We start from the raw sequence: 24,453 nt of genomic DNA on the forward strand, positions 1-24,453 counted from the left end.
CCTGCGCTCAGCCGGGCCGAAACAACAGGAGTTGCCCCTTTCATGCTGTACCGCCGTTTCGAGCAGTTGATCGATATCTTCCGTGATGCGCCGACGGCGGCACCGCCTGGCAAGGTCCTGCCGTTTTACCTCTACTACCTGCGTCAGGTCTGGCCGAGTTTCGCCGTACTGTTGGTGGTGGGGCTGATCGGTGCGCTGATCGAAGTGGCACTGTTCAGCTACCTGAGCCGGATCATCGATCTGGCTCAGGGCACACCCAATGTAAACTTCTTCAGTGAACACGCCAGCGAGCTGATCTGGATGCTGGTGGTAGCCTTGATTTTGCGGCCGATCTTCGTCGGCCTGCACGACCTGCTGGAGCACCAGACCATCAGCCCCGGCATGACCAGCATGATCCGCTGGCAAAACCACGCCTACGTGCTCAAGCAGAGCCTGAATTTCTTCCAGAACGATTTCGCCGGACGCATTGCCCAACGCATCATGCAAACCGGCAATTCGCTGCGCGATTCCGCCGTGCAAGCCGTCGATGCGTTGTGGCATGTACTGATCTATGCCCTCAGCTCCCTGGTGCTGTTCGCCGAGGCGGATTGGCGCTTGATGCTGCCGTTGATTACCTGGATTACCTGCTACGTCGGTGCGCTCTTCTACTTCGTGCCGCGGGTAAAGGCCCGAGCCGTGATTTCCTCCGATGCCCGCTCCAAGCTCATGGGCAGGATTGTCGACGGCTACACCAACATCGCAACCTTGAAGCTCTTTGCCCACACCGACTTTGAACAGCAATATGCCCGGGAAGCCATTCGCGAGCAGACCGAGAAAACCCAACTGGCCAGCCGTGTCATTACCAGCATGGATGTGGTCATCACCAGCCTGAACGGCCTGCTGATTGTCACCACCACGGCGCTGGCCTTGTGGTTATGGACGCAATCGCTGATCAGTGTCGGGGCCATTGCCCTGGCCACTGGCCTGGTGATCCGTATCGTCAACATGTCGGGCTGGATCATGTGGGTGGTCAATGGCATCTTCGAAAACATCGGCATGGTGCAGGATGGCCTGCAAACCATCGCCCAGCCGGTGAGCGTCACCGACCAGCCTAACGCACCGGCATTGAACGTGAGCCACGGCGCGGTGCGTTTCGAGCATGTCGATTTCCACTATGGCAAGGGCAGCCGAATCATCGAAGACCTGAACCTGGACATACGTCCGGGCGAGAAAATCGGCCTGATCGGCCCGTCCGGGGCAGGCAAGTCGACCTTGGTGAACCTGCTGCTGCGGCTCTATGACCTGGAAGGCGGACGCATCCTGATCGATGGTCAGGACATTGCCACGATCACCCAGGAGAGCCTGCGCGCACAGATCGGCATGATTACCCAGGACACCTCATTGCTGCACCGCTCAATCCGCGACAACCTGCTGTATGGCAAGCCGGACGCTACCGACGACGAGCTATGGGAGGCGGTACGCCGCGCCCGGGCTGATGAATTTATCCCGCAGCTTTCCGATGCCCAGGGCCGCACCGGCTTCGATGCGCACGTCGGCGAGCGCGGCGTAAAACTGTCCGGTGGCCAGCGTCAGCGCATCGCCATTGCCCGCGTACTGCTGAAAAACGCGCCGATCCTGATCATGGATGAAGCAACATCTGCGCTGGACTCGGAGGTCGAAGCCGCCATTCAGGACAGCCTGGAAACCCTGATGCGGGGCAAGACCGTCATCGCCATTGCCCATCGCCTGTCGACCATTGCCCGGATGGATCGCCTGGTGGTGCTGGAAAAAGGTCGTATCGCCGAAATGGGCAGCCATGCCGAGCTGCTTGCGCACCAAGGCCTGTATGCACGGTTATGGCAGCACCAGACCGGTGGCTTTGTCGGGATCGATTAAAACGCGACCCGCTTACACTTGACGATACGGCAAGGCCGTTTTGGCCTCCTCGGCATAAGCACGTACGCCTGAACGCTCCTGCTCAAGAAACTCACTGACCGCTGCCCGCAACCCTGGGTGCAGCAAGTAATGCCAGGAGCGGGTAAGCACCGGCTCAAACCCGCGAATCAGTTTGTGTTCGCCCTGCGCCCCCGCATCAAACCGTTGCAGCCCCTGGGCAATAGCGAAGTCCATGCCCTGGTAGAAACAGGTTTCGAAGTGCAATCGATCAAACTCAGCCAGGCATCCCCAGTAGCGACCGTAGAGGCTATCGCCACCGACCAGGCTAAAGGCCATTGCCACATCGCGCCCGGACTGGCGCGCCATGACCACACGGATCGCCGAAGGCATGCGCTCGGCCAGCAGGCTGAAAAACTCGCGGGTCAAATACGGCGAACGTCGGCGTACAAGGTAGGTATTGGCATAGCAGGCATAGATAAAATCCCACTGCGCCTCGCTCAGCTGTTCGCCACCAAACCAGTGAAAATCGATGCCCTGCCCGGCGACCTGCTCCCGCTCCTTGCGCATCTGCTTGCGCTTGCGTGAACTCAGCGTATCGAGGAAATCCTGGAAGTCACGGTAGCCACGGTTATGCCAGTGAAACTGGCAGCCCAGGCGCTCGAGCCAGCCGGGTAGCGTGCCCATGTGCCTATCCAGAGCCGTATCGGTGAAGTTCACATGCGCACCTGACAGCACTTCACTGGACAGGTAGCCGGGAATGGCCTGCAGCAACGTCAGGCCATCAGCTTCAGAGGCAGCCAACAAGCGCGTCCCGGCCACCGGGCTGAACGGTACCGCGGCCAACAGCTTGGGGTAGTAATCAATACCGGCGCGCTGACAGGCATCCGCCCAACCGTGATCGAAAACGTACTCCCCAAAGGAGTGCCACTTGCGGTAGGCCGGCAACGCCGCACGGCATTGCCCATTCTGCATCAACACCAGGTGTTCGCTGGACCAGCCCGTACCAGGCCCCACGCTGCCGCTGTCTTCCAGCGCACTCAGGAACGCATGCCTCAGAAAGGGCTGACCTTCGGGTACCAGCGCATCCCATGCATCCGATGCAATGTCTCGCAGGCTGGCAATGATCTGGAAGGTCATGACAAACGACTCAGGGCAAATGAAACCCTAGTGTTCCAGAAAACTGCACGCCTGCACATCCAGCTCCAGGCCATCACGTCACATGAGCGAAATCAAAGAGACATCATTCTGTAATTGGCGCTCGCAATACTTGCGCCTGTTTTTCGGAACCCAAGACGCTGTCTAGCCAGGCGCTTTCCGAGGACATGCCAATACGGGGTGGGCAGCTGCCTCCCCATTTTTTTCAAATAGGGAGAACCTTATGCGTCTTGTTTCTACACTAACCGGAGCGAGCCTTTGCACAGGCATGATGCTGGCTCTGAGTGCTCCGGCCAGTGCTGCAGTCGACGCCAAGCTGCTCGAAATGCTCAAGGCTAACGGCTCGATCAACCAAGCGCAGTACAACGAACTGCAATCGGACCTGGCCACCGAGACCAAGGAAAAAGCCGCCCAGAAGGCTCAGTCCGAACGCATGAGTTCCTTTGAACAAAAAGTGGCATGGGCCGCCAAGACCCAGATCAAGGGCGATGTGCGCCTGCGTTACGAAGACGTCAACGTCGACAACCCCAACGCAAGCAGCGGCAACCAGGACCGCGAGCGTGTCCGTGCCCGCGTCGGCTTCTACAGTGAGATCAATCCGCAAGTCGACGCCGGCGTGCGCGTGGCTACCGGCAGCAGCGCCGATGCCCGCTCCACCAACCAGAGCCTGGACAAATATTTCGAGAAAAAATCGCTGTGGGTCGACCAGGCCTACCTCGACTGGCACCCGACCGCTGTTCCGAACCTGCACCTGATCGGCGGCAAGATGAACCAGCCATGGGTGAGCATGGGGGACATCATCTGGGATAGCGACATCAATCCAGAAGGCCTGGCCGTTACCTACAAAACCAATTTGGGTGGCGCTGAGCTGTTCGGCAGCGCCGGTCATTACACGCTCAAGGACAACGTCGACGGTGATGGCGTGCAGTTCAAGCACGACGCACAGTTGTACCACGGCCAGTTGGGTACACGCTTTGCTGCTGCGGATACCGTCAAGGTTACCGTGGGCGGCAGCATCTATGGCTATGACAACGACAAGGCGTCCAGCGTACTGCAGTCCTTTGGCAACACCACCAACGAGTTCAACCTCGTGGAAGGTTTCGGCCAAATCGACTTCACAGGCTTCGCCATCCCACTGTCGACCTACGGTCAGTTCGTCAAGAACACCGAAAGCACCGACGGCGAAGACAAGGCCTGGCTGGCTGGTGTGAAAACCAAACTGGGCGCATGGAGCCTCGACTACAACTACCGTGATATACAGCGTAACGCTGTGGTCAGCTTGTTCACCGACTCCGACTTCGGTGCCGGCTTCACCGGTTCGCGCGGCCACAAGTTCAAGGTCGGCTATGAGATCGACAAGAACTTCTCGGTGGGCACAACCTACCTGATGGCCAAGACCGACCTGTCCCAACTGCCGAACAGCGATGCTGACGTAGACACTCTGCAAGTAGACCTGGAAGCCAAGTTCTAATCGCCTTGCACTGAGTTTCAAAGGCGGAAAATGCTGACCCCATCCAGCATTTTCCGCCTTTTTCATTTCAGCGCCGAACTGCTGACAATCTCAGGCTGGCAAAGTCGATTCACACCACTCAGGGTTTATCTTGAGCCCTGCGCTGCGCCGCCAGTTTCCTGGCCAGCACATCGGCATCCGCCATCGGGGCCTCTGGCAGTGCACGTACCGTTGCCTGCGCCAGGCGCATCTGTTTGATGAAACGCCTGCAGTTACGGCAAAACAGCAGGTGCTGACGTACCAGCAAACGCTCCCCCAACGTGAGCTCACCATCCAGGTAGTCGCTGCTACGCGCCACCATTTCCTTGCAGGTCAACATTGTCCTGTCTCCTCGAAATGCTCCAGGGTCGCGAATACCTTGAGCCGTGCCCGGTGCAACAGCACACGCACATTGGAGAGGGATATCTCGAGCAAATTACAGATCTCTTCCAATGCCAGGCCTTGGCGCTCGCGCAGTATCAGCACGCTGCTTTGCAACTGCGGCAGGCTCAACAGTGTGTGCTCCAGGCACTGGCGCAACTCATCCTCGCTGAGCAGCGCCTCGGGGGTGTCTTCATGCCAGGCGAACGGCGCAACGCGCCAATGCCCATCAGCCGCGAAGCGATCATCGCCAATGCTGCCATGCGGCGACGGCAGGTCGTCGAGCAGCACCTCACGACGATTTTGCCTGTAGCGATTTTTTGCCGCGTTGGCGGTGATGGTCAGTAACCAGGTCTTGAGGCTGGAGCGGCGCTGAAATCCGGGCAGGCTGCGGACAACTGCCAGCCAGGCATCCTGCACGGCCTCGTCGGCCTGTCGGTTACCCACAATGGCGTAGGCGACCGCTCGCATGGCGCTTTGATAGGTGTCGACCAGTTCTTTGAACGCCTGCTGCTCTCCGGCAAGCAAGCGCTCCAGAAACTCGGTTTCATTCGTGCCGATCATGGTGGTTTTCCCTGGAAGTCGGGTATGGACTTCGATAGCGGGAATTTGTTACAGCAACAACGCACAACACAACCTGACGCACCCAAGGCATGCGTTCGGGTTGCAGGACGGGCTGCCTTATCAACCAAGACAGCCCCCAGATACACCCCGAGGCGCTTAGCGTTTGCGCAGAATCACACAGCCAATAGAGTAGCCCGCGCCAAAGGAACTGAGCACACCCAGTGCGCCCTTGGGCAAATCATCCTGGTGCGTATGCAAGGCAATCACCGAGCCTGCCGAGCTGGTATTGGCATAGCGATCCAGGATCACCGGTGCTTCATCGACAGTGGCATCACGGCCCAGCAGTTTCTTGACGATCAGGTGGTTCATGCTCAGGTTGGCCTGGTGCAACCAGAAACGCTTGATGTCGCTGACATTGATGTCGTTTTCTGCCAAATGCTGGCCGATCAGTTCGGCAACCATCGGGCACACTTCACGGAAAACCTTGCGCCCCTCTTGCACAAACAGTTTGTCCGGCGCGCCAATGCCCTCTTCCGCCGCACGGTTGAGGAAACCAAAGTTGTTACGGATGTTGTTGGAGAACTGCGTCAGCAGTTTAGTGCTGACGATATCGAACTGATGGGCCGAGGTGGCGAGATCGGCACGCTCAACCAACACTGCCGTGGCCGCATCGCCAAAAATGAAATGGCTATCACGGTCACGGAAGTTCAAATGGCCGGTACACACCTCAGGGCTGATCACCAGCACGGCACGTGCCTGGCCGACCTGAACGCTGTTGCAGGCCGTCTGGATACCAAAGGTGGCCGACGAACAGGCCACGTTCATGTCGAAGCCAAAACCGTTGATACCCAAGGCTTGCTGCACTTCGATGGCAATGGCCGGATAAGGTCGCTGCAGGTTGGAGCAGGCGACGATCACCGCATCGACATCGGCCGCTGTGCGACCTGCACGTGCAAGCGCCTGTTCAGCGGCGGCTACGGCCATCTGGCAGAGAATCGACGGTTCATCGTTGCTGCGCTCAGGCAAACGCGGCGCCATGCGCTGAGGATCGAGGATGCCATCCTTGTCCATGACAAAGCGGCTCTTGATACCCGACGCCTTCTCAATGAACGCAGCGCTGGATTCAGCCAGGGCCTGAACCTCGCCACGCTCGATGGCCTGAGCATTATCGGCATTGAACTGGCTGACGTAGGCGTTGAACGCCGCCACCAGTTCCTCGTTGGAAATGCTGTTGGCCGGGGTGTACAGGCCGGTGCCGCTGATCACGACGTTATGCACGGTCGTTCCTCTGTTCGGGGCCGGTGCCGGCAGGGCAACGGCCTGTTAGTCAGTGTTCCTGGCACGAAGGTACCAATTAATGCACGCAATACCCCCGGTTGGCGGGAGCACTGCGTGGTCATGCAATCTGGCGCCGCTGATGTCACCGAGGGCCGGTCACATCAGCGGCGTACGTCGACGAAGTGTGCCACATTTCCAAGCCGTTAGGCTTCCACTTGCCCCCACTGCTTGCTCAATCGCTTATCGGAAATCGGCACTTTGGTGCCCAGTTGTTGGGCAAACAGTGAAACCCGGTACTCTTCGATCCACCAGCGGTACAGGACCAACTGCTCGTCACGCTTGCCTTCCTGGGCATGCTTGTCGGCGCGGGCCTTGAACTGTGCCCAGAGGTTGCTGAGCTCACCGCTCCAGACACGATCCCTCTGTACCTGCGCGGGCAGTTTTTCCAGGCGCAGTTCAATCGCCTTGAGGTAGCGCGGCAGCTCCTTGAGCCAGAGCGACGGTGTTTCCCGAACAAACCCCGGGTACACCAGATTGGCCGTTTGCTGCTTGATGTCGTTCAACGCCACAGCCTGGGCCAGGTCAATCTTGCCCTTGAAGCGCTTCTGCAAGCCATGCCAGAGCTTGAGGATGTCCAGCGTCAGACGCGCCAGACGCTCGGCATGCTCGGCCCACTGGCCACGTTTGCGCTCGGCCAGTGACGCCAGTGCAGCACCGTCACGCGGCAGGCTGGCCTCACCCTCGAGGATGCAGCTGTCGAGACTGGCCAGCAGAATGTCCTCGACCAGTGCCTCAATCCGTCCCAATTCGCGGTACAGCAGCCCCAACTCGGTCAGCCCCGGCAACTTGCCACGCAGGTACTTGGCCGGCTCGGCCAACTGTTGCAGCAACAGCCGCTGCAAACCGCGACGGTGCTGGTATTCGGCTTCGGCGGCTGTCGAGAACCGCCCCTCCTTGACCGTCCCGCCCTCTTCCACCAGCGCCGGGTACACCGTCAACGACAGGCCGGCGATCTTCTGCTGGGCACTTTGCGCAACCTTGGCAAAGCCCTTGGCCTCCACCGGCTGCTGGCTCTGTGCCGTTTGCGGTACGGCCAGTGCCGCCTGGCTTGCAGCGACGAAACGCGAGGTCAGCTCTGCCAAGTCGCGGCCTTCGCCCAGGAACTTGCCCTGGGCATCAACCACCTCCAGGTTCATTTTCAAGTGGCTGTCCACTTGCTCGGCAGCTTCACTCCAGGCCTCATCGCTGACCCGCGCACCGGTCATGCGCAACAGCTCCGCGCCCAATGCGTGGGGCAACGAGCCGACACCAAAACTCATCCGCTGCAAGGCAGCCTTGACGAAGTCCGGTACGGGCACGAAGTTCTTGCGGGTTGCCTTGGGCAGGTTGCGTACCAGCGCAATGCACTTGGCTTCCAGCAACCCAGGCACCAGCCACTCCAGGCGCTCGCCCGGCAGGTTCGGCAACAGCGGCGCCGGTACGCGCAGGGTGACACCATCACGCGGGTGATTAGGCTCGAAGTGATAACTCAATGCCAGGCTCAGGTCACCCAAGCGCAGGGTATCGGGGTACTGGGCAGCGGTCACTTCACTGGCCTCACGGGCCAGCACATCTTCCTCGCGCATGATCAACAACTGCGGGTCTTTCTGGCTGTTGACCCGGTACCAGCTGTCGAACGTTGCGGTCTGATGAATCTCCGCGGGCAGCCGCGCCTCATAGAAGGCGTAAAGGGTTTCTTCATCGGCAAGAATGTCGCGTCGACGTGCCTTGGCTTCCAGCTCGTCGAGTTGCTCAAGCAAGCGCGTGTTGGCCGTCAGGCACTTGGCCCGTGACTGTATCTCACCACCCACCAGCGCTTCACGGATGAACAGTTCGCGTGACATCAGAGGGTCGATCGGGCCGAAATGCACCGGGCGTCGACCGACGATAATCAACCCATACAGGGTGATCTGCTCATAGGCCACTACCTGGCCGCGCTTCTTTTCCCAGTGCGGCTCGAAGTGATTCTTCTTGACCAGGTGCCCGGCCAGCGGTTCGATCCAGTCGGGTTCGATCTTGGCGACCATCCGCGCATAGAGCTTGGTGGTTTCGACCAGTTCGGCAGTCATCAGCCATTGCGGGCGCTTCTTGCCCAGGCCCGAAGACGGGTGTACCCAGAAGCGCCGCTGGCGAGCGCCGAGGTAGTCGCCGTCTTCGGTTTTCTGCCCGATCTGACTGAGTAGCCCGGAGAGCACCGCCTTGTGCAGTTTCGGGTAGTCGGCGGGCTCCTTGTTGATGCTCAACTGCAGGTCACGGCAAATCAGCCCCAACTGCCGGTGCGCATCGCGCCACTCACGCAAGCGCAGGTAATTGAGGAAGTTCTTCCGGCACCAGTTGCGCAATGGGCTGGCGGTCAGCGCCTGGCGCTGCTCCTCGAAACCGCGCCAGAGATTGACCAGGGCCGCGAAATCGGAGTCGACATCCTTCCACTGGGCATGAGCCTGATCGGCAGCCTGCTGACGCTCCGGAGGACGCTCGCGCGGGTCCTGCACAGACAGTGCACTGGCAACAATCAGCACTTCCTGCAGGCTCCCCTGCTTCGCGCCTTCAAGCAGCATGCGGCCCAGCCGCGGGTCGACTGGGAGCCGCGCCAGTTGCCGGCCAAGCGGCGTCAGCTGGTTCTCGCGGTTCACCGCAGAGAGCTCTTGCAGCAGGTTGAAGCCGTCGCTGATGGCCTTGCCATCAGGCGGCTCGATGAACGGGAATGCGTCAATCGCGCCCAGGCGCAAATGCAGCATCTGCAGGATCACCGCGGCAAGGTTGGTGCGCAGGATCTCAGGATCGGTAAACGCAGGGCGGGCGTTGAAATCCTCTTCACTATACAGACGCACGCAAATGCCTGGCTCGACCCGACCGCAGCGACCTTTACGCTGGTTGGCGCTGGCCTGAGATACAGCCTCGATCGGCAGCCGCTGCACCTTGGCCCGGTAACTGTAACGGCTGATCCGCGCCGTACCACTGTCGATCACGTAGCGAATGCCCGGCACCGTCAGCGAAGTTTCAGCAACGTTGGTTGCCAGCACCACGCGCCGCCCGGGGTGGGACTGGAAGATTCGCTGCTGTTCGGCCGGTGAAAGCCTGGCGTACAACGGCAGGATCTCGGTGTGCTTGAGCTGGGCCTTGCGCAGCATTTCAGCCGCATCGCGGATTTCCCGCTCACCGGGCAGGAACACCAGCACATCACCCGGGTGCTTGCCTTCGCTGCGCTCATGGGCGGCGATCTCGTCGAGGGTGGCGAGAATCGCCTGATCCACAGTCAGGTCATCTTCAACCCGATTGCCCTCTTCATCCTGCTCGCTGGTCAGCGGTCGATACCAGGTCTCCACCGGGTAGGTACGGCCCGAGACTTCGATGATCGGCGCATCATTGAAGTGCTTGGAGAAGCGTTCCAGGTCGATGGTCGCCGAAGTGATGATCAGCTTCAGGTCCGGGCGACGAGGCAGCAGGGTCTTGAGGTAACCGAGCAGGAAGTCGATGTTCAGGCTGCGCTCATGCGCTTCGTCGACAATGATCGTGTCATAGCGTTCGAGAAAACGGTCGTGCTGGGTTTCGGCCAGCAGGATACCGTCCGTCATCAGCTTGACCAGGGTGTTGGCATCGCTCTGGTCTTCGAAGCGCACCTGATAGCCCACCAGCGCTCCCAGTGGCGTACCCAGCTCTTCGGCAACCCGCGTCGCAACACTGCGGGCGGCAATCCGCCGTGGCTGGGTGTGGGCGATCAGGCCATGCTGGCCGCGGCCCAGCTCCAGGCAGATCTTCGGCAATTGGGTGGTCTTGCCCGACCCCGTCTCACCGGCAATGATCAGTACCTGATGCTCGGCCAGGACCTTCTTGATCTCATCGCGCTTGGCGGCAATCGGCAGGCTGTCGTCGTAGCGAATCAACGGCACGCTTTGCTTGCGAGCCGTCACCCGGGCAAAGGACGCCTGCACCTTCTCGACCCACTGGGCGAGTTTGGCTTCATCAGGGTGCTTGCGCAGTTCGTGCAATTGCCGACGCAGTCGATGACGCTCGGCGATCATGGCGTGATCAAGGTTTCTCAACAGTTGATCGATAGCGGGATTCTGGTCAGTCATGGAGTCTTTTTAGTCATGCAGGTGAGCCTGCTGTCGCATGATCGGCATATGATCGGCATAGGTAAGGGCTGCGATTGTCGCAGATTTGCCCCCGCTCGGCACGGATACAGGGTCTCACGGCTTTGTTTAGTCGATACATACCTGAAGGTATATAAACACTGATTTAATGAACCTTATCGACCATGGGAGTATCGGTGCATGACTTCACCCGTGCGCTCGTCCTGCCCTGTATCGCCGCCTTCGTGCTCGAAGGTCAGGGCGCGTTCCGGTGAAAATCCGCTGTTTCACATCATTCTCGCCTTCTGGGCCTTGTGGCATTGCCGCCATGCTCGCCCACCAGACACCCTCGCATTGATCTGACTCCCTACATCGTCAATCACTGGCTGACCTGCCCTGCAGTCGGCACTGTGCGCCTATGGGCGCAAGCGAGACACTCATGCACTTTGCTCACCCCGAGCAGGCCCAGGCATTCCTGGCCGCCAACCCCGATATCGAAATGATCGAGCTGTTCATCCTCGACGCCAACGGCGTGCCGCGCGGCAAGCTGCTGCACCGCGAGGAACTGCTGGCGGTTTATGAGAGCGGTCGCCCGCTGCCCAGCACTATTCTGGGCCTGACCCTTAACGGCGAAGATGTCGAAAACTCCGGGCTGGTCTGGGACGTCGGCGATATCGACTGCCGCGCCTACCCGCTTGAGGGCAGCCTGGTGCGCCTGCCATGGCGACAGATCCCTACTGCCGCAGTGCAGGTCAGCATGCACCCGACTGAAGGGCAACCGGCCGCCATCGCCGATCCTCGGCACGTGCTGATCAACGTGATCGACGCGCTCAAAGCCGACGGCTACTACCCGGTCATGGCCTGTGAGCTGGAGTTCTACCTGCTCGACCAGCAACGCGACGCGGCGGGCCGCCCACAACCGGCACGTGACGCTGATGGCGGACGACCGCGAGGCACCCAGGTCTACGGTCTGCGTGAACTCGAACAGATCGAACCCTTCCTGGCGGACCTGTATGCGGCATGCAAGGCCCAGGGTATTCCCGCACGCACGGCGATTTCCGAGTACGCCCCCGGGCAGGTGGAAATCACCCTGGAGCACGGCGATGCACTCGAAGCCATGGACCAGGCGGTACGTTACAAGCGCCTGGTCAAAGGCGTCGCACACAAGCACGGCATGCAAGCCTGCTTCATGGCCAAACCGTTCGATCACCTGGCCGGTACCGGCATGCACATGCACGTCAGCCTCGCCGACCGCGCGGGCAACAACCTCTATGCCAGCGAAGACAAGGCGGGCACACCCCTGCTGCGCCAATCGGTCGCCGGCATGCTCGATGTGCTGCTCGACTCGCTGCTGATGTTCTGCCCCAACGCCAACTCCTACCGGCGCTTCCAGGCCAACAGCTATGCACCGCTGGCGCCGACCTGGGGCGTGGACAATCGCACGGTGAGCCTGCGTGTGCCAGGCGGCCCAGCCCACACCCGGCATATCGAGCACCGCATTTGCGGCGCCGACGCCAACCCTTATCTGGCTGCAGCTGCCATTCTGGCCGGCCTGCATCACGGCATTCGTCAGCAACTCGACCCGGGCGCACCGGTTGAAGGTAACGGCTATGCCCAGGCCAAGACACTGCTGCCAACCGACTGGCTGACGTCACTCAATGCCCTGCAAGGTTCGTCTTGGGCGCACGAAGCCTTCGGCGGGGCGTTCCTCGGTGTCTACATGGCGGTCAAACGCGCCGAATACCGACAGTTCATGGCCGAAGTCGGCGAACAGGACTGGCGCTGGTACCTGACCCAAGCCTGACCGCTCACTCTTTTAGTAAGGATTACCCCATGAACGCAGCACTTAACCACGGCCCCGCCCCGCGTAGCGCCTCCTATTACAGCGCCAGCCTCAATGACTTCACCGAGTACCCACGCCTGAACGGCAACGTGAGCGTCGACGTGGTGATCATCGGGGGCGGCTTCACCGGTGTCGCCAGCGCCGTGGAGCTGGCCGAACGCGGCCTGAAAGTCGCCATCGTCGAAACCCATCGGATCGGCTGGGGGGCCAGCGGGCGCAATGGCGGCCAGGTCACCGGCAGCCTGTCGGGCGATGAAGCGATGCGCAAGCAGATGCGTGCGCGCCTCGGCGATGAGGTCGACGATTTCATCTGGCACCTGCGCTGGCGCGGTCACCAGATCATCGAACAGCGGGTAGCGCGCTACAACATTGCCTGTGACCTCAAGCGAGGCCACCTGCATGCGGCGATGAAAGCGTCGCATCTGGACGAGCTTCAGGCGTCCTATGATGAAGCGCTAACCCGCGGCATGGGCGATCAGGTCGAGTTGTTGGACCGCCAGGGTGTACGCGAACACCTGGACAGCCCCTTGTACATCGGGGCACTGAAAAACCGCCGCAACCTGCATGTGCACCCACTCAACCTGTGCCTGGGTGAAGCCCGTGCTGCCCAGCAACTGGGCGCGCTGATCTTCGAGAACTCCGAAGTGCTGGACATCATCCATGGCCCTCGCCCGGCCGTGGTCACTGCCCATGGCCGGATCGACGCACGTCAGGTGCTGCTGGCAGGCGACGTGTACCACAAACTGGAAAAACGCCAGCTCAAAGGCAAGATCTTTCCCGCCATGGGCGGCATCGTCACGACCGCCCCGCTGGGCGAGCTGGCGCACCAGATCAACCCACAGGACCTGGCGGTCTACGACTGTCGCTTCGTACTCGACTACTACCGCATGACCGCCGATGGTCGCCTGCTGTTCGGCGGTGGCGCCAACTACTCCGGACGTGATTCACGGGATATTGCCGGTGAACTGCGCCCATGCATCGAGCGCACTTTTCCGGCACTCAAGGGCATACCGATCGAGTTTCAATGGAGTTGTGCCATGGGTATCGTGGTCAACCGCATCCCGCAATTGGGCAAGCTGTCGGAGCACGTCTGGTACTGCCAGGGCTACTCCGGCCATGGCATCGCCACCAGCCATATCATGGGCGAGATCATGGCTGAGGCCATGACCGGGACGCTGGAAAAATTCGATACCTTTGCCGGGTGCAAGCACATCAAGGTGCCAATGGGCGATGTGCTGGGCAATCCGTTGTTGGCGGCCGGCATGTGGTATTACCAGATGCTTGAGAAACTGCGCTAAAGCCATTGCGGGCCAAGGCCGGCTCCCATGGAGCCGGCGCAAGTGCCTCAGGCAATCTTCTTCAGACCCAGTTTCTTCAGTTCTTCATCGCGCAGTTCGCGGCGCAGGATCTTGCCAACGTTGGTGGTCGGCAGTGCATCACGAAACTCAATGAAGCGCGGCACCTTGTAACCTGTGACGTTGGCGCGCATGTGCTCCATCACCTGCTCCTTGGTCAGCGTGACGCCGGGGCGGGCAACGATGAAGAGCTTGATCACTTCACCAGATTTCTCATCCGGCACGCCGATTGCCGCGCACTGCAATACACCCGGCAGCGCAGCCAGCACATCCTCAAGTTCGTTCGGATAGACGTTGAAGCCAGACACCAGAATCATGTCCTTCTTGCGGTCGACGATGCGCATGTAACCGTCTGCCTGAATCACGGCAATGTCGCCGGTCTTGAGCCAGCCATCGGCATCAAGGATCTCGGCCGTCGCATCCTCGCGCTGCCAGTAGCCCTTCATCACTTGCGGGCCTTTGATGCACAACTCACCCACTTCGCCCAGTGCCAGTTCACGCCCGTCATCATCGATCACCTTGCAGAGTGTCGAGGGCACCGGAATGCCAATGGTGCCGATATGGTTGCGTTCGGCCGGGTTGACGGCGGCTACCGGGCTGGTTTCGGTCATGCCGTAGCCTTCACAAATGGCACAGCCTGTGACGTCTCTCCAGCGCTCGGCAACCGACATCTGCAACGCCATGCCTCCCGACAGGGTGATCTTCAGCGCCGAGAAGTCCAGCTTGCGGAAATCGGCGTTGTTGCACAGGGCCACGAACAGGGTGTTCAAGCCGACAAAGCCGCTGAACTTCCACTTCGACAGTTCCTTGACCATGGCCGGCAAGTCACGCGGGTTGCTGATCAGGATGTTGTGGCTGCCAATCAGCATCATCGCCATGCAATGGAAGGTGAAGGCATAGATGTGATAAAGCGGCAGCGGCGTAATCAGGATTTCGCAGCCTTCATTGAGGTTGGAGCCCATCAGCGCCCTGCACTGCAGCATGTTGGCCACCAGGTTGCGGTGGGTGAGCATTGCCCCTTTGGCCACCCCGGTGGTGCCGCCGGTGTACTGCAATACCGCCACATCGGAACTGGCCGGATTGGCTTCCTTGATCGGCTGAGCACGGCCCTTGTTCAAGACATCATTGAACTTGACCGCCTTGGGCAGGTGATACGCCGGCACCATCTTTTTCACGTACTTGATGACGCTGTTGATCAACAAACGCTTGAGCGGTGGCAACAGATCGGCAACTTCGGTGACAATGACGTGTTTGACTTGGGTCTTGGGCACAACCTTTTCCGCCAGGTGTGCCATGTTGGCCAAACAGACCAGCGCCTTGGCGCCGGAATCATTGAACTGATGTTCCATTTCCCGTGCGGTATACAACGGGTTGGTATTGACCACGATCAGGCCGGCCCGCATGGCACCGAACACTGCAACGGGGTACTGCAATACGTTTGGCAACTGCACCGCGATACGATCGCCGGGCTGCAAGTCAGTGTGCTGTTGCAACCAGGCGGCAAATGCCCCGGAAAGTTCGTACAACTCTCCGTAGGTCAAGGTTTTGCCCAGGTTGCTAAAGGCCGGTTTATCAGCGAAACGTTGGCAGGACTGCTTCAATACCGCCTGGATATTCGGGTACTCATCCGGATTGATCTGCGCGGCAATCCCGGTTGGGTACTTATCCTTCCAAAAGTTCTCGATCATGGAAGCCCACTCCTCCAGCACCAGCGAATTCTTCACCGCAGTCGATGCGATTATTATTGATATTAAGTTCCGGTTTATTGCAAACCGAATGCTCAGAAGCGCGCCGAGAGTAGCAGCTTTGCCAAGGCCCGCCTAGGGCTAAAGCAGCCTAAACAGTCACAAAAATGACTTATAGACTATCAATAGTCACTTTTAGAGTAATTAGTCTACGAGTGCGGTTTTGTTCCCGTCACATCGCCGGCAGCGCATCTCCTGCAAGAGGCTGCATTGCCGACGATGCGCATCACGTCACGCGATGTCACGCAGCTCGCGGCGCAGGATCTTGCCCACCGCCGTCATGGGCAACGATTCGCGCAGCACGATGTGCTTGGGCACTTTATAACCGGTGAAGTTGGCCTTGCAGTAGGCCTTGAGCTCTTCCAGGCTGATGCCCTGTTCACGTGGCACCACGAACAGCTTCACCGCTTCGCCAGAGCGCTCGTCTGGCACACCAATGGCTGCGCAGTTGGCCACCTTCGGGTGCGCCATGACCACATCTTCGATTTCATTCGGGTACACATTGAATCCCGAGACAATGATCATGTCTTTCTTGCGATCGACAATCCGGGTGAAGCCATCCGGATCAATGACCGCGATATCACCCGTCTTCAACCACCCTTCGGCATCCAGCGTCTCGGCAGTAGCCTCTGGACGCTGCCAATAGCCTTTCATGACCTGCGGCCCCTTGATACACAGCTCGCCACGCTCACCCAAGGGCATTTCATGCCCTTCGTCGTCGATAACCTTGAAGGCCGTACCCGGCACCGGAATGCCCACCGTCCCCAGGCGGGCCTGCTGACCATACGGGTTGGTGCTGGCCACCGGAGAGGTTTCGGTCAAGCCGTAGCCTTCGACGATACGGCAGCCCGTCAGGCTCTCCCAGCGCTCCGCCGTGGCCTTGACCAGGGCCGTACCGCCCGAGTTGGTGACCTTCAATGCAGAAAAATCGAGCGTCTTGAAGGCCCGGTGCTCCATCAGTGCAACGAACAACGTGTTAAGCCCCAGCAGACCGGTGAAACGCCACTTCTTCAGCTCGTTGATAAAACCGCCAATATCTCGCGGATTGGTGATCAATACGTTGTGGTTGCCCGTCACCATCATGCACATGCAATTCGCGGTAAACGCATAGATGTGATAGAGCGGCAACGGCGCGATCATCACTTCCTGGCCATCCTTGATCATCTTCTGGCCGTCCGGGCCAAGCTGGGAAAAACACGCCAGCACCTGCAGCATGTTCGCCACCAGGTTGCCATGGGTCAGCATCGCGCCCTTGGCCAGGCCCGTGGTACCACCGGTGTATTGCAGCACCGCGACGTCGTCCAGGCCCAACGACACAGGCCTCAAGGCATGCCCCTGCCCCAGCTTCAACGCGCGCTTGAAGGGCACCGCTTGTGGCAAGTGGTAGCTTGGAACCATTTTCTTGACCGTGGCGACAACCGTGTTGACCAGCCAGCCTTTGACCGTTGGCAAGAGGTCGCCCATCTTCGCTTCGATCAAGTATTCGATCGCTGTATCGGGCAGAACCTCCTGAACCAATTTGCCGAACATGTTCAGGTAGACCAAGGCACGGGCACCCGAGTCCTTGAACTGATGACGCATTTCGCGGGCGGTATACAGCGGATTGGTATTGACCACGATCAGCCCCGCACGCAGGGCACCAAATACTGCAATGGGATACTGCAGTACGTTGGGCATCTGCACCGCGATGCGATCACCGGGGACCAGGTCGGTATGCTGTTGCAAGTAGGCAGCAAAGGCTGCCGAGTGACGATCAAGCTCGGCGTAGGTCAACGTCACCCCAAGGTTGCTGAATGCCGGGCGGTCGGCAAATCGCTTGCATGAGCGGTCGAACACTTCAATGACCGACCTGTAGGCGCTCAGGTCAATCTGCGAGGGAACCCCCGCAGGGCGTTTATCATTCCAGAAATCAGCTTGCATTTATTCTTGTCCTCATACCTGAGCCGTTCCGGACCGTCTCGTCTCCAGACAACGGTGCTTTGCCGACGTTAGCAGGTATGCCTCGGACGGCAAACACGCCAAAGACGGCATATCTGACAAGCTCTGTAACTAAGGATGTGAATCCTGTTGCCAGTGGCCAGTCCCCCTCCTGACTGGGATATACACTGAGCAGATCACGCGATATGCGCAAAAGGAGCCGCCATGCACCATGACGCCTTCTGGCTGCCGGCCAGCGATCATTGCAGCCTCTATGTCTATCAGTGGCTGCCAACCGGCCCGGTCAAGGCCGTAGTACTGCTGGCCCATGGCATGGCCGAGCATGCAGGCCGCTACCAGCGACTGGGCGAAGCGCTGAGTGCCGCTGGCTACGCCCTTTACGCCCATGACCAACGCGGTCACGGTCGAACGGCGGAGCTGGGTACGCGAGGCCTGTTCTCACAACATGAGGGCTGGAGCAAGGTGGTCAATGACCTGGGGCTGCTCAATCAATACATTGGCCAACAATACCCCGGTACACCGGTGTTTCTGCTCGGCCACAGCATGGGCAGCTACATTGCCCAAGCCTATCTGCTGCACCACAGTGCGAGCCTGCAAGGGGCGATTCTCAGCGGTTCCAACTTCCAGCCACCGGCGCTGTACCGAGCGGCCTGCCTGATCGCTCGGTTCGAAGCCTGGCGCCAGGGGCCCGTGGGCCGCAGCGCACTGATCGAGTGGCTGTCATTCGGTACCTTCAACAAAGCCTTCAGACCTAACCGCACGGCGTTCGACTGGCTTAGCCGCGACCCTGTAGAGGTCGACAAGTACCTCTCCGACCCCTTGTGCGGCTTTCGCTGCAGCAATCGCCTGTGGATCGATCTGCTCATGGGGCTGGAGCAGATCAGCCAGCCGAACAACCTCGCACAGATCGATCCGAACCTGCCAATCCTGATCATTGGCGGCGAATGTGATCCGGTCAGTGCCGGCAAGCGTCTCAAGGATCTGGCTGGTGCATTGCGTCTGGCCGGCAACCAGCACGTGCAGCTGCAACTGTATCCGCAAGCCCGGCATGAGCTGTTCAACGAAACCAACCGCGACGAAGTTACGGCTACAGTTATTGACTGGCTCGAGCGGGCCCTGGCCCTTGGCCGCCCCCCTCGCTGTGAATAACCCCCTGCCTCGTCGAACCTGAAGGACTCCACCTCAATGACCCAGGTCACCAACACGCCTTACGAAGCCCTCGAAGTCGGCCAGACCGCCAGCTTCAGCAAGACCGTCGAAGAACGTGATATCCAGCTGTTCGCCGCCATGTCCGGCGACCACAACCCGGTGCATCTGGATGCAGAGTTCGCCGCCAAGAGCATGTTCAAAGAGCGTATCGCCCACGGCATGTTCAGTGGCGCACTGATCAGCGCCGCCGTCGCCTGCGAGCTGCCTGGCCCGGGCACGATCTACCTGGGTCAGCAAATGACCTTCCAGAAGCCCGTGAAATTCGGCGATACCTTGACCGTTCGCCTGGAAATTCTCGAGAAGCTGCCGAAGTTCAAGGTGCGCATCGCCACCCGCGTGTTCAACCAGAACGATGAACTGGTGGTAGACGGCGTAGCCGAAATCCTCGCGCCACGCAAACAGCAGACCGTAGACCTGGTGAGCCCACCACCGATCACCATCGGCTAAGCCCAGACTACTGGCCTGGACGGCGCACGCAAAAGCGCCGTCCAGGCAGCTGGTGTCAATCCGGCATCTGATCGGTAACAAGCGCCACCAAGCGCTCGACACTTTCCCCCCAGCCGCGATGAAAACCCATGTCATCATGGGCCTGGCAATCTGCAGCATTCCAGTGCCAGGCACGGGCGGTATAGAGCGTCTTGCCGTGGAACTCCTCGAACGTCACCACGGCCGTCATGAAGGCCTTGGTCGATGGCACCCACCCCGGCCCGAAGGCATCGGTAAGCCAAAGCCACTCTGCCCGGATCAGGCGTTAGAGGGCTCATCGTGTTGTTCTCCTCAGCGACCAAGGTTGAAACTCACGCACTGAACAGGCTGATGTACACGCAGCCCATGCAGCGAAAATGCCTCCCAGAACGCTTCGACTACCGGGCTTTCAGTGGCAGCCAGATTTCAACCACATTGTTATCGCTGCCCGGATCGTAATCAGCACTGTAACGCTCGAACTCCGGCGCATCGGCGGCCTGCTCACCCGAACCTGGCAACCACTCCTTCCAGATCCGCTCGAACGTCTGGCCAATAGCGGATATCGCCCCCCGGTGCTCAAATACGGCATAGTGCTGTGGCGCCAAGGCGTACCAGCGGAACGTCTGCGCCAGCGCCTCGGTACTCGTCACTTCGACCCCGGCGATGTACTCGAAACCACCCTGACCATCAGGATTGCAGCATAGGCCATAGGTGTCGTGACCGACCTGCCCCGGCACCTTGCCGATATGGTGGGCAAAGCGTTGCCAGAGTACCGGAATGCCCTGCAGGGTCTGCTGGGTGTAACGCTCGCCAAGCCCGGCAATGGTGAACGCACGGCCATTTTCATAACGCGCCGGTGCAAACCCGGCGTCCTTCAGGGTCGACATAGCTGTGCCTCCATACAGGTTGAGCATTGCACGTCATGGCCACTGCCCTCATTGCACCGGGCCATGCCTCTGGGCTAGCGTAGCCGCATTGTCCGTTCCGGGAAACCAGCCATGGCCCTGATCACCGAACACCTGCATGCCTGCGGCCTGGTCGAGGCCTCTTGGGTCAAGGCCCAGGCGGCCAGTTTTCCACGACATACCCACGATGAGTATGTGCTGAGCGCCAACCTTCAAGGCGATGAGCACATCTGGCTAGATGGTCGTAGCCTGGACGTCAATCCCGGCCAAGTGACGGTGTACAACCCGCTGGCCGTCCAGGGTTCGGCGTTCGGCCCAAGCGGGGTCGAGTACATCAGCCTGCACCTGTCGCCCCAAGCCCTGGCGCGCGTCATTGCCGAGAACAACCTTGATCACCCCAACGGCTGCCCGAGCTTCGACCAAGGGGTACTGCAACACCCTGGGCTGTTCCAGGCCATCGTCGACTTCGCGCGCGTACGTGCGCAATCACCAGAGGAGGACGAAGAGGCGCTGATCAACCTGCTAAACCAATTGCTTGAACAGCCTTCGAGCACACCCGGCGAACAACGCAGTGCAGTCCTGCACACCGTACAGTTCATGCGTGAACACCTGTGGCGACGCCTGGAGCTGAATGAACTGGCCCGCATAGCTCGCTTGAGCAAGTACCATTTTGTACGCTGCTTCAAAAAGGCCACCGGGCTGGCACCACTGCAGTATCACATGCAACTGCGCCTGAGCGAGGCACGTCGGCATCTACGCGGCGGCCTGCATCCACAAGAGGTGGCGGCAACCTTGGGTTTCTATGATCAAAGCCACTTCATCAACGCCTTTCGCCGGACGCAAGGCCTGACACCCCACACTTACTGGATGGCTCACAGGGCGGTTGCGGGCACCGCCAGGATAAACTCGCGGTAACCGGAAACGATCACGTACACCGCGAAATAGCAGAAGATCCCTGCCGACGCCAGGTACGACCAGGTCAGTAAACGGTCGCCAAGCAAACGCCCGCCGTGGCTGGCGACCAGGCACAACGAGAGGCTCCAGAGCACCCCGGCAGCGAAGAAGCCGGCCAGGAACACGCCAGCCTCCAGCAGGCTGCCGCCGCCAGAGCGCGAGATGAGTACACCGCCTACCGCAGCGAACCAGAGAATCGCGCTAGGTGAGGACATGGCCAGGAAAACACCGCGCATGAACTCACGCCACGGTGACTCCACGACCACCTCATCACTGGTGTTCAAGTGCGCATCCCCCCGTAAGGCAGTGACCAGCATCCTTACAGCGAACCACACCAGCAGCAGCGATCCCCCCACCCACAACACCCAACGTACTGCCGTGTACTGCAACAGTACCGTCATTCCCGCCAGCGCGGCCACGGCATAAAGCAGATCGCCGATACAGGTTCCCAAACCCAGCCAGAAGCCCTGAAAAAAACCGCGACGCATGGCCAGAGTGATCATGGCGATGTTGGCCACACCGATATCCAGACACAGTGACAAACTCAGAAGAAATCCATTGGAAAAAGGCATGAACCGTCCATTACAGGTATTGCAAACAGGCGCTCATTAAACCCTGTTGCATCCGCTGCGTATTGGAAAAAATTGCCTGGTCACAAGCGCTTCAGAGACGGCAACTCAACCCGCCAGCACCTGGGCATAGCGTTCACGGTCGACATTCGCCCCACTGAGAATCACGGCAACCTTGCGCCCCTGCTGCCGCTCACGCTCCTGCACCAACGCCGCAAGGCCTGCAGCTCCAGCGCCTTCCGCAGTATTGTGCGTGTCCTCATGAAAAACCCGCATCGCCTCGGCGATTTCCTCGTCGCTGACCCGCACAATCCGTGCAGCACCCGCACGCACAATTTCAAACGCTTCAGGCTGCGGCATACGGCAAGCCATGCCATCGGCAAAGGTATCGGCGCTCTCGGTGGTGACGATACAACCCTGCTCAAGGCTTTGAGCAAAGGCATCGGCCTGCGTTGACACCACACCGACGATCTCGGTGCGCAAGCCCAGCAGATCACGGGTGCGAATCAGGCCACAAATCCCCGACCCCATACCGATGGGCACGTAGATACAATCCAGCTGGTCAACGCCCTCGAACAGCTCCAACGCATAGGTGGCGACGCCGCGGATCAGTTCCGGATGAAACGCCGGTACCAGCTCATAGCCCAGTTCCCGTGCCAACCGGGCCGCCTCACTGCGCGCCTGATCGAAATCCTGGCCGAACTCGATCAACTGGGCGCCCAGGGCCCGCATTGCTGCGTTCTTTTCCCGCGAGTTGCCCACGGGGACGACAATAATGATCGGCAACCCGGCATTACGTGCCGCCAGCGCCAGGCTCTGCCCATGGTTACCGCGCGTGGCGGTGACCAGCCCCCGAACACCGGGTGAAGTCGCCAACAGCGCCTGAACATAAAGCAGGCCGCCCCGAACCTTGAATGCACCGGTAGGGGCATGGTTTTCATGCTTGACCCACACCTCACAACCCAAGCGCTCGGCCAGACGCGGCCAGGCATACTGAGGCGTGGCAGGAATGCTGGGGCGGATCAAACGAACAGCATCGCGCAGCGCAGGTAAATCAAACATGGCAATCACCTTCTCGGGTCAGGGTTTGACCCGATCTTAGTCATCACGCATTGTATGGGTAAAACCTTATATTGCATGGCCGACAATACATGTGGATACCGCTCCTGCCCAACACCCCCCAGCCACGCTACCTGGCCTTGGTCGAGGCCATTGCCGAGGCTATCGAGTGTGGTGAACTCAAGGTAGGTGATCGTCTGCCGCCACAACGGCGCCTGGCCTGGGCACTGGGCCTCAACCCCAGCACCACCCAACAGGCGTACCGCGAGGCCGCCGCCCGCCATCTGGTCAGTGGCGAAGTTGGCCGGGGCACCTACGTGCTGGCGGGAAGCAAGGAGGCCACGCTGTTCTGCCTGAAACAGGGCAAAGCGGCCCGCATCGACCTGTCGACCAACGTACCGGCCGTCAATCAACACAACGACGACGTCGAGCGCGCACTACAGACGTTGATAGACAACAACCAGACCCAGCGCCTGGAACACTACCTGACCGCCGATGAGCTTCTACTGGGGCGCGCACTTGGCGCCACCTGGCTGCGTAACCGTGGCCTGAGCCTTTCGCCGCAACAGGTGCTGCTCTGCGCGGGGGCCCAACAAGGCCTGTTCAGTCTGCTGTTGTCGCTGTGTCAGGCGGGCGACCCGGTACTGGTCGAAGCCCTCACCGCCCCCGGCATCAAGGCCGCCTGCCGTCAGTTGCGCCTGCCCTTGCACGGCGTTGCGCTGGATCAGCACGGCATCCGCCCCGATGACCTGGAACGCATGGCCCGCGCCACCGGTGCCCGCGTAGTGGTGCTGACACCCACCCTGCATAACCCGACCGGCAGTTGTCCATCACCGCAGCGGCAACGCGAGATCGCCGCCGTGGTCAGGCAGCATGGATTGTTGCTGATTGAAGATGATGTCTACGGTGCACTCACCGACAGCCCGCCGCTTTTCCCTTTGCTGGGTCGACAGGGTGTATTGGTGACCAGCCTGTCGAAAACCGTCGGCGCTGGGCTGCGCCTGGGCTGGATTGCGGCCGACACTGAGCTGCTGCAACGGATCGATCCACATACCCAGGCGACCCATTGGCCTGTATCGCCGCTCAGCGTGCAGATTGCCAACCGCTGGCTATCCGACGGTACAGCCGAGCGGCGCCTGGCCTGGCAGCGCGAGGAAATCGCACAGCGTTGGCGCCTGGCGCGCAAGGTCCTCGGCGCGGCACTGCAGGATGACAGCACCCCCTCCCCCCATCTCTGGCTCACCGGGCAGCGACCTGGTGCCGTGATGGCGGCGGCCTGTCGGGCCGAGGGCGTGGATGTGGTGCCGGCAGAAGTCTTTGCCGTCAAACAAGGGGATCTGCCCGCGATTCGGGTGAGCCTTTCGGCGGCCACCGACCGGGCAGTACTCAAACAGGCACTGGAACGTATTGCACATGTGCTCAATCAAAAACCGATTAAAGAACCCTGCACAACATAACCAACGCAGTTATTTATACCCTTATCGAGTAGGAGGCGAGTTCACACCCGCCGTCCTCTCACACCACCGTGCGTACGGTTCCGTACACGGCGGTTCAGGT

Annotated in this window: 18 protein-coding genes and 1 pseudogene; 8 read left to right on the forward strand and 11 right to left on the reverse strand. The window is 60.1% G+C overall.

Annotated features, from left to right (window positions below; translation table 11 throughout):
- Positions 1 to 42: 42 nt before the first annotated feature.
- Positions 43 to 1,875 (forward strand): ABC transporter ATP-binding protein, encoded by a 1,833-nt coding sequence (locus tag CYD26_RS16695; protein ID WP_102053106.1) that lies wholly within the window; start codon positions 43 to 45, stop codon positions 1,873 to 1,875.
- Positions 1,876 to 1,887: 12 nt separating this feature from the next.
- Here CYD26_RS16695 and CYD26_RS16700 read toward each other — a convergent pair whose 3' ends face one another.
- The gene (locus CYD26_RS16700) at positions 1,888 to 3,012 is read right to left on the reverse strand and encodes a GNAT family N-acetyltransferase (protein WP_099773848.1); all 1,125 of its coding nucleotides are present in this window, start codon (positions 3,010 to 3,012) and stop codon (positions 1,888 to 1,890) included.
- A gap of 241 nt (positions 3,013 to 3,253) precedes the next feature.
- Here CYD26_RS16700 and CYD26_RS16705 point away from each other — a divergent pair, with 241 nt between their 5' ends.
- Positions 3,254 to 4,501, forward strand: a complete 1,248-nt coding sequence (locus CYD26_RS16705) for a putative porin (protein WP_065760691.1) — start codon at positions 3,254 to 3,256, stop codon at positions 4,499 to 4,501.
- Positions 4,502 to 4,619: 118 nt separating this feature from the next.
- On the opposite strand, the gene CYD26_RS16710 is transcribed toward CYD26_RS16705, so the two are convergent.
- From CYD26_RS16710 to hrpA, 4 genes are all read right to left on the reverse strand, one after another.
- Positions 4,620 to 4,859 carry an anti-sigma factor gene (locus tag CYD26_RS16710; protein ID WP_065760692.1) on the reverse strand — a complete coding sequence of 80 codons (240 nt, stop codon included), beginning with the start codon at positions 4,857 to 4,859 and terminating at the stop codon, positions 4,620 to 4,622.
- On the reverse strand, positions 4,853 to 5,464 hold the full coding sequence (locus CYD26_RS16715; protein WP_065760693.1) for an RNA polymerase sigma factor: 612 nt from the start codon (positions 5,462 to 5,464) through the stop codon (positions 4,853 to 4,855). Before CYD26_RS16715 ends, CYD26_RS16710 begins: the two co-directional genes overlap by 7 nt.
- A gap of 156 nt (positions 5,465 to 5,620) precedes the next feature.
- Complete coding sequence (locus CYD26_RS16720) at positions 5,621 to 6,742, reverse strand: beta-ketoacyl-ACP synthase III (RefSeq protein ID WP_065760694.1); 1,122 nt, start codon at positions 6,740 to 6,742, stop codon at positions 5,621 to 5,623.
- 203 nt (positions 6,743 to 6,945) lie between these two features.
- Complete coding sequence (hrpA, locus tag CYD26_RS16725; RefSeq protein WP_102053107.1) at positions 6,946 to 10,857, reverse strand: ATP-dependent RNA helicase HrpA; 3,912 nt, start codon at positions 10,855 to 10,857, stop codon at positions 6,946 to 6,948.
- Positions 10,858 to 11,293: 436 nt separating this feature from the next.
- Between hrpA and CYD26_RS16730 the strand changes: the two genes are divergently transcribed.
- A complete protein-coding gene (locus CYD26_RS16730) occupies positions 11,294 to 12,658 on the forward strand; it encodes a glutamine synthetase family protein (protein WP_065760696.1) in 1,365 nt (454 codons plus the stop codon).
- 29 nt (positions 12,659 to 12,687) lie between these two features.
- Complete coding sequence (locus CYD26_RS16735) at positions 12,688 to 13,995, forward strand: FAD-binding oxidoreductase (RefSeq protein WP_065760697.1); 1,308 nt, start codon at positions 12,688 to 12,690, stop codon at positions 13,993 to 13,995.
- A gap of 47 nt (positions 13,996 to 14,042) precedes the next feature.
- Here the strand turns inward: CYD26_RS16735 and fadD1 are convergent, their stop codons facing one another.
- Both fadD1 and fadD2 read right to left on the reverse strand, forming a co-directional pair.
- Positions 14,043 to 15,740, reverse strand: coding sequence for a long-chain-fatty-acid--CoA ligase FadD1 (gene fadD1, locus CYD26_RS16740; RefSeq protein WP_102053108.1), 1,698 nt, complete (start codon positions 15,738 to 15,740; stop codon positions 14,043 to 14,045).
- Positions 15,741 to 16,028: 288 nt separating this feature from the next.
- Positions 16,029 to 17,717, reverse strand: a complete 1,689-nt coding sequence (fadD2, locus tag CYD26_RS16745; protein ID WP_102053109.1) for a long-chain-fatty-acid--CoA ligase FadD2 — start codon at positions 17,715 to 17,717, stop codon at positions 16,029 to 16,031.
- Between the two features lie 222 nt (positions 17,718 to 17,939).
- Between fadD2 and CYD26_RS16750 the strand changes: the two genes are divergently transcribed.
- Positions 17,940 to 18,884 carry an alpha/beta hydrolase gene (locus tag CYD26_RS16750; RefSeq protein WP_099773847.1) on the forward strand — a complete coding sequence of 315 codons (945 nt, stop codon included), beginning with the start codon at positions 17,940 to 17,942 and terminating at the stop codon, positions 18,882 to 18,884.
- A 36-nt stretch (positions 18,885 to 18,920) separates the two neighbouring features.
- Positions 18,921 to 19,391: a MaoC family dehydratase gene (locus CYD26_RS16755; protein ID WP_099773846.1), complete on the forward strand. Its 471-nt coding sequence runs from the start codon at positions 18,921 to 18,923 to the stop codon at positions 19,389 to 19,391.
- A 55-nt stretch (positions 19,392 to 19,446) separates the two neighbouring features.
- Here the strand turns inward: CYD26_RS16755 and CYD26_RS16760 are convergent.
- Positions 19,447 to 19,674 (reverse strand): annotated as a pseudogene (locus CYD26_RS16760) (SRPBCC domain-containing protein); the annotation flags it as partial.
- A 133-nt stretch (positions 19,675 to 19,807) separates the two neighbouring features.
- On the reverse strand, positions 19,808 to 20,296 hold the full coding sequence (locus CYD26_RS16765) for a GyrI-like domain-containing protein (RefSeq protein ID WP_065761759.1): 489 nt from the start codon (positions 20,294 to 20,296) through the stop codon (positions 19,808 to 19,810).
- A 111-nt stretch (positions 20,297 to 20,407) separates the two neighbouring features.
- On the opposite strand from CYD26_RS16765, the gene CYD26_RS16770 reads away from it, so the two are divergent.
- On the forward strand, positions 20,408 to 21,229 hold the full coding sequence (locus CYD26_RS16770) for an AraC family transcriptional regulator (RefSeq protein WP_065761760.1): 822 nt from the start codon (positions 20,408 to 20,410) through the stop codon (positions 21,227 to 21,229).
- On the opposite strand, the gene CYD26_RS16775 is transcribed toward CYD26_RS16770, so the two are convergent.
- On the reverse strand, positions 21,187 to 21,840 hold the full coding sequence (locus CYD26_RS16775) for a LysE family translocator (RefSeq protein WP_065761761.1): 654 nt from the start codon (positions 21,838 to 21,840) through the stop codon (positions 21,187 to 21,189). The two genes, CYD26_RS16770 and CYD26_RS16775, sit on opposite strands and share 43 nt — an antisense overlap.
- A gap of 105 nt (positions 21,841 to 21,945) precedes the next feature.
- Positions 21,946 to 22,899: a threonine dehydratase gene (locus CYD26_RS16780; protein ID WP_065761762.1), complete on the reverse strand. Its 954-nt coding sequence runs from the start codon at positions 22,897 to 22,899 to the stop codon at positions 21,946 to 21,948.
- A gap of 89 nt (positions 22,900 to 22,988) precedes the next feature.
- Here CYD26_RS16780 and CYD26_RS16785 point away from each other — a divergent pair, with 89 nt between their 5' ends.
- Positions 22,989 to 24,353: a PLP-dependent aminotransferase family protein gene (locus tag CYD26_RS16785; protein WP_102053110.1), complete on the forward strand. Its 1,365-nt coding sequence runs from the start codon at positions 22,989 to 22,991 to the stop codon at positions 24,351 to 24,353.
- Positions 24,354 to 24,453: the final 100 nt, after the last annotated feature.

It is taken from the genome of Pseudomonas sp. FFUP_PS_473, from assembly GCF_002858665.1.
In the GTDB taxonomy this organism is placed as follows: domain Bacteria; phylum Pseudomonadota; class Gammaproteobacteria; order Pseudomonadales; family Pseudomonadaceae; genus Aquipseudomonas; species Aquipseudomonas defluvii.

Excerpts from the sequence above, each read along its gene's own strand:
- CYD26_RS16780 (WP_065761762.1), bottom strand. The coding sequence starts at position 22,899 with ATGTTTGATTTACCTGCGCTGCGCGATGCTGTTCGTTTGATCCGCCCC.
- CYD26_RS16750 (WP_099773847.1), top strand. The coding sequence starts at position 17,940 with ATGCACCATGACGCCTTCTGGCTGCCGGCCAGCGATCATTGCAGCCTC.
- CYD26_RS16710 (WP_065760692.1), bottom strand. The coding sequence starts at position 4,859 with ATGTTGACCTGCAAGGAAATGGTGGCGCGTAGCAGCGACTACCTGGAT.
- CYD26_RS16735 (WP_065760697.1), top strand. The coding sequence starts at position 12,688 with ATGAACGCAGCACTTAACCACGGCCCCGCCCCGCGTAGCGCCTCCTAT.
- hrpA (WP_102053107.1), bottom strand. The coding sequence starts at position 10,857 with ATGACTGACCAGAATCCCGCTATCGATCAACTGTTGAGAAACCTTGAT.
- CYD26_RS16755 (WP_099773846.1), top strand. The coding sequence starts at position 18,921 with ATGACCCAGGTCACCAACACGCCTTACGAAGCCCTCGAAGTCGGCCAG.
- CYD26_RS16770 (WP_065761760.1), top strand. The coding sequence starts at position 20,408 with ATGGCCCTGATCACCGAACACCTGCATGCCTGCGGCCTGGTCGAGGCC.
- CYD26_RS16695 (WP_102053106.1), top strand. The coding sequence starts at position 43 with ATGCTGTACCGCCGTTTCGAGCAGTTGATCGATATCTTCCGTGATGCG.
- fadD2 (WP_102053109.1), bottom strand. The coding sequence starts at position 17,717 with ATGCAAGCTGATTTCTGGAATGATAAACGCCCTGCGGGGGTTCCCTCG.
- CYD26_RS16700 (WP_099773848.1), bottom strand. The coding sequence starts at position 3,012 with ATGACCTTCCAGATCATTGCCAGCCTGCGAGACATTGCATCGGATGCA.
- CYD26_RS16715 (WP_065760693.1), bottom strand. The coding sequence starts at position 5,464 with ATGATCGGCACGAATGAAACCGAGTTTCTGGAGCGCTTGCTTGCCGGA.
- CYD26_RS16705 (WP_065760691.1), top strand. The coding sequence starts at position 3,254 with ATGCGTCTTGTTTCTACACTAACCGGAGCGAGCCTTTGCACAGGCATG.
- CYD26_RS16775 (WP_065761761.1), bottom strand. The coding sequence starts at position 21,840 with ATGCCTTTTTCCAATGGATTTCTTCTGAGTTTGTCACTGTGTCTGGAT.
- CYD26_RS16785 (WP_102053110.1), top strand. The coding sequence starts at position 22,989 with ATGTGGATACCGCTCCTGCCCAACACCCCCCAGCCACGCTACCTGGCC.
- CYD26_RS16765 (WP_065761759.1), bottom strand. The coding sequence starts at position 20,296 with ATGTCGACCCTGAAGGACGCCGGGTTTGCACCGGCGCGTTATGAAAAT.
- fadD1 (WP_102053108.1), bottom strand. The coding sequence starts at position 15,740 with ATGATCGAGAACTTTTGGAAGGATAAGTACCCAACCGGGATTGCCGCG.
- CYD26_RS16730 (WP_065760696.1), top strand. The coding sequence starts at position 11,294 with ATGCACTTTGCTCACCCCGAGCAGGCCCAGGCATTCCTGGCCGCCAAC.